The sequence below is a fragment of the Mucilaginibacter sp. P4_D1 genome (genome assembly GCF_056401935.1).
In genome coordinates, this window is sequence record NZ_JBFUIJ010000098.1 from 1 (window position 1) to 5,254 (window position 5,254).

Sequence of the window (5,254 nt, forward strand, 5' to 3'; positions counted from 1 at the left end):
AATGTAGGGAATGCAAATATATAATTTCCGGATTTAATTCAAAACTGTAAATCAAATCACCACCTTTTTAGATCAAAAGACACTTTTAGCTAATTTTACGGTTTTGAGTAAGGGGCTTCTGCTATTATATTGTTAAATGTCATAGCAATGGCCTTTATTGTGTTTTGATTTTTTATCTTAACACCCTTGATAAATATAATTTACAAATATTTTTCGTTTAATTATGTATTTGATATTTTAGCACTGAACTATGACCTCTGCCGAAAAGTATGAATTACTCATTGAAAAGATAAATATCTTTATAAGGAAGTATTATTTTAATAATTTTTTGCGTGGCCTGATATTTTTAGGCGCTGGCTTGTTCTCCGCTTATGTAATAATTACGCTGAGCGAATATTTCGGGAATTTTAATATTCTCTTCCGCACTATTCTTTTTTATTTTTTTATTCTGCTCAACGCTGCCCTGGTGTGCTGGCTCATATTACCCCCCTTGTTGTCATGGCTTAAATTAGGAAGGTCATTAACGCACGATGAGGCAGCTGCAATTATTGGCAAACACTTTCAGGATGTAAACGACAAATTGTTGAACACCCTGCAACTAAAAAAACTGGCTGCTGATGACGAAAAACACCGCGCACTCATCGAAGCCAGTATCGATCAAAAAATAGAGTCGTTAAAGCCGGTAAGTTTTCCATCAGCCATCAACATCCGCGAGAATAGTAAATATCTTAAGTATGTCCTGGTGCCGGTTGCAGTTATCCTAATCATCGCTTTGGCTGCGCCATCTATTTTAACGGAAAGCACAAAAAGGTTAATCAGGCATAATGAGTTCTTTGTGCCTGCTGCCCCATTCAAATTCAATATACTCAACAAAACCCTTTCTGTAGTTCAAGGCGATGACCTGAAGCTTGATTTGAAGTTGGATGGCGATAAATTACCTGCCGACGTATATGTAGAAACTGCCAACAATACATTTAAGCTTGATAAAGAGAATATCAGCCGCTTTCATTACCAGTTTACAAATTTGCAGCAAAACACCAAATTCAAGCTTATTGGCAATGGTTTTACATCTGCATTGTTTGAGATTAAGGTGAACCAGAAACCGGCTTTACTTCATTTTGATGTAGAATTAAATTACCCCGCCTATCTGCATAAAAAAAATGAAACGCTTGCAAATGCGGGCGATTTGGTGATACCAGCCGGAACAGCAGTCAAATGGCTGTTACACACGCAATATGCAACCGGGCTGCAGTTTTTTATGAATAATGAACCACGACAGGCAGTGGCAAATGGGCCCGGTTTATTTGTACATAACGAAAAGGTTTACAAAAACGCGGTTTACAGGCTTAGCCCAGTAAACAACCAGGTAAACCACAGCGACTCGGCCGCCTACCATATCAACGTAATTTTGGATGAACCACCGGTGATCAATGTTGATGAAAAAACTGATTCGGTAAGCATGAAATCGCTGTATTTTAATGGAAAAATCCAGGACGACCACGGTTTTTCGGCTTTGAATTTTCATTATAATGTACAATCATCCGGCAATAAGGCTAATACAAAGACGTTTGTAAAGCGTGTGGAGGCGGATATGGGACAAACGCAGGCAGATTTCTTTTATTTCTGGAACTTAAAAGATATGGGCATTAGCCCGGGCGACCAGGTGACCTACTTTTTTGAAGTAGCAGATAATGATGGCGTAAACGGGCCCAAAAAAGCCCGCACTCCTGAACGTACGCTTCATGTGCCCGATGCCAAAGAAGTAAACCAGCAATTGAATGCCGGTACCGAAGCTATCAAACAAAAAATGCAATCGGCCATTAAACTTGCGGGGCAGGTTGAAAAAGAATCGCAGAAACTAAACCAACTGCTGTTGAACAAAAACACTCTTTCGTTTGATGAAAAAAAACAGGTAGAAGACCTGCTGCAAAAACGAAAAGACCTGGAAGATTTGGTAAAGGAAATAAAAGACGATAACAAAAAAAACCTATACAACAGGCAGGAAAACCAACAGCAAAATGAAGAGATCCTGGCCAAACAAAAACAAATTGAAGACTTGTTTAACAACGTGCTTGACCAAAAAACAAAGGAGCTGTTACAAAACCTGCAGCAATTACTAAACGAGCAACAAAAGGACGCTACCCGCGATGAGCTCTCCAAAATGCAAATGGACAACAAGTCGCTAAAAAAGGAACTTGACCGCATGCTGGAGTTATATAAAAAGCTGGAATTTGATCAGAAACTAAACCAGCAGATTGATCAGCTAAATAAGCTTGCCGATAAAGAGCAAAAACTATCTGAACAAACAAAGCAACAAGGCGCCGATAAAAATCAATTGCAGCAGGAGCAGGATAACCTGAAAAAGGAATTTGACGATGTAAAAAAAGGATTTGACGATCTGCAAAAAACAAATGAACAAGCCGAGCACAAAAGCGATTTCAAGAGTCCGGAAAAAGAAACACAAAGCATAGCGCAAAAAATGGAACAAAGCGCCGGCGATTTACAAAAGAACGATAAAAACAAAGCCAGTAAATCGCAAAAGCAGGCAGCAGATGAAATGAAGGATTTGGCAAGCAAGCTACAGCAACAAGACCAGGAGGGCGAAAGCAAAGAAAACGCGGTTGATGCCCAGCAACTACGTGAGCTGTTGAAAAACCTGGTGAACAGTTCCTTTAGCCAGGAAAAGCTGATGCAAACGCTAAAGACCACCAGCCCTACAGATCCTGCGTACATCACATTGTCGCAAAGCCAAAAAGATATTAAAGATAACCTTAAAACGGCCGAAGATAGTTTGTATGCACTCAGCAGGCGAATCCCGCAGATTCAATCAACCGTTAATACCGAAATTGGCAGTATAAATTCCCGTATAGATCAGGCGCTGGATAACCTGGGCGATAGGCGCACGGCCGAAGCCAACCGCAATCAGCAGCTTGCCATGACATCCATGAACAACCTTGCCCTGATGTTGAGCGAAGCATTAGATCAGCTGCAAAAAATGATGAATAAAAGCAAGGGCGGTAAAGGCAAACCGCAATCCATATCGCAGCTAAATAAAATGCAGCAGCAGCTAAACAAAAACATGCAAAAAGCGCGGGAGCAAATGCAGCAGCAAGGCAATAAACCGGGGCAAAGCCAGCCCGGACAAGGTAACATGAGCGAACAGTTGGCCCGCATGGCACGCCAGCAACAGCAGATAAGACAACAGTTGGAGCAGATAAATCGCGAAGAAAATAAGAATGGTACGGGTAAATTAGGTAATTTAGATAAAATTTCGCAAGAAATGGAACAAACTGAGCGTGATCTCGTAAACAGGAAGATTACAGACGAGGCGCTAAAGAGGCAACAACAAATACAGAGCCGGTTATTGGAAGCTGAAAAAGCGCAACAGGAGCGTGAGCAGGATCAGCAGCGAGAAAGCCAGGCCGGCAAAAATATACCTCCGGGATACATAAAAGCGTTGCAGGGTTACCAGCAACAAAGGGCAAAGCAGACAGAACAGGTAAAGACAGTATCTCCGGCACTTAATTTGTATTACAAGCAAAAAATTAAATCTTACTTTGATCAACTTAATGCCAAATAATATGGAACAGGCAAATGTTCAAACCGGCGAATTATTCACGTTACAGCTACCGTCGAACCCGGAGAGCATAACGCAGCTTGAAGCGCTGATAGAAGAGATTGCTGACAAATACCATGTTGCAGATGATACCTTTGCCAACATGATGACCTGCTTAAACGAGGCCGCTATAAATGCTATTATTCATGGCAATAAACTTGATGCCGCAAAAAAGGTAATTATTAATGCCGATGTTGCCCCCAAGCGGGTAATATGGACTGTTACCGACCAGGGTGAAGGCTTTGATTACAATCACCTGGCCGACCCAACAGCACCAGAAAACCTGGAAAGCCTTACCGGCCGTGGTGTTTTTATTATTAAGCACCTGGCCGACCAGTGCATTTTCAATGCAAAGGGCAACGAGATTGAACTACATTTTAAAATATAATGCCCGCTATCAGCTTTTTTGAAGAAGACATAAACTATAAGCTAAAAAACAAGGCCCTTGTGCGCCAATGGATTAAAGACACCATTGTTGCCGAGGGTTTTAAATTAAAAGAGCTGAACTACATTTTTTGCTCCGATGCTTATCTGCTTACCCTTAACCAGCAATACCTTGATCATGATACCTATACAGATATCATCACTTTTGACAACAGTGAGGTTGAAGGCGATATTGTGGGCGATATTTTTATATCGATAGAACGCATCCGCGAAAATGCCATCAAATTTGGACATTCAGAAACCGACGAACTTCATCGTGTTATTATTCATGGCGCGCTGCACCTGGTAGGCTACACAGATAAAAGTGTTGTTACAAAGAAAAAAATGACACAAAAAGAGGATGAGTATTTAGCTAAGCGAAGTTTTATTGGCTAATTTTACCTACATATTTGTTTAACCATCAATTATTTAACACCATGAAATTACTTTCTTTAATATTGGGCTTCGTTTTGATGACGGCCGCCCCATCTTCGGTTTATGAGTTTAAGCTGAAAACTATCGATGGCGACAATTTTTCGCTGGCTAAATACAAAGGCAAAAAGGTGTTGATTGTAAACACGGCTTCAAAATGTGGCTTTACAAAACAATACAAAGATTTAGAGGCATTGGCCGAAAAATACAAAGGCAAACTGGTTGTAGTGGGCTTTCCTGCTAATAACTTCGGTGGCCAGGAACCGGGCACTAATCAGGACATAAAGACCTTTTGTCATGACAATTTTAACGTAACCTTCCCGATGAGCGGAAAAGTTAGCGTTTTAGGTTTAGATATCGATCCTTTATTCCAATATCTTACAACAGCGCCAAATCCTGATTTTACAGGCGACATTAAATGGAACTTTGAAAAGTTTTTGATAGATGAAAATGGCAAACTGGTACACCGTTTCAGGTCGGCAACAACACCGTTATCTGACGATATTACCAAATATCTTAACTAAAACATGAGATAGGTATTATGATTTTGAAGAGGCTGTATCATAAATCATGATCAGCCTCTTTTTTATTATTAATGGTTTATTGCTATAAAATCAATTAGTTATCTATGGTTTTATTTGTTTTAACAATCTGATTTTCATATATTTAAAGTATAGATATATGAGATATGGCAATCAGACAACCTGTTTTCAAACACTATGATCAGCAGCAAATATTAGCTATTCCGCCAACCCTGGAGGAGCTAATCCCGCAATCCCATCC

General features: G+C 40.2%; 4 protein-coding genes. All 4 read left to right on the forward strand.

Features of this window, described 5'->3' with window-relative positions; translation table 11 throughout:
- Window positions 1–250: 250 nt before the first annotated feature.
- Genes AC1DV1_RS31040 through AC1DV1_RS31055 form a run of 4 tightly spaced genes read left to right on the forward strand, consistent with a single transcriptional unit; the run spans window position 251 to window position 4,995 of the window.
- On the forward strand, window positions 251–3,580 hold the full coding sequence (locus AC1DV1_RS31040) for a DUF4175 family protein (protein ID WP_477368655.1): 3,330 nt from the start codon (window positions 251–253) through the stop codon (window positions 3,578–3,580).
- 1 nt (window position 3,581) lies between these two features.
- Window positions 3,582–4,004, forward strand: a complete 423-nt coding sequence (locus AC1DV1_RS31045; protein ID WP_477368658.1) for an ATP-binding protein — start codon at window positions 3,582–3,584, stop codon at window positions 4,002–4,004.
- On the forward strand, window positions 4,004–4,435 hold the full coding sequence (gene ybeY / locus AC1DV1_RS31050; protein ID WP_477368661.1) for an rRNA maturation RNase YbeY: 432 nt from the start codon (window positions 4,004–4,006) through the stop codon (window positions 4,433–4,435). Before AC1DV1_RS31045 ends, ybeY begins: the two co-directional genes overlap by 1 nt.
- Window positions 4,436–4,476: 41 nt before the next feature.
- The gene (locus AC1DV1_RS31055) at window positions 4,477–4,995 is read left to right on the forward strand and encodes a glutathione peroxidase (RefSeq protein WP_477368665.1); all 519 of its coding nucleotides are present in this window, start codon (window positions 4,477–4,479) and stop codon (window positions 4,993–4,995) included.
- The last annotated feature ends 259 nt before the right edge of the window (window positions 4,996–5,254 follow it).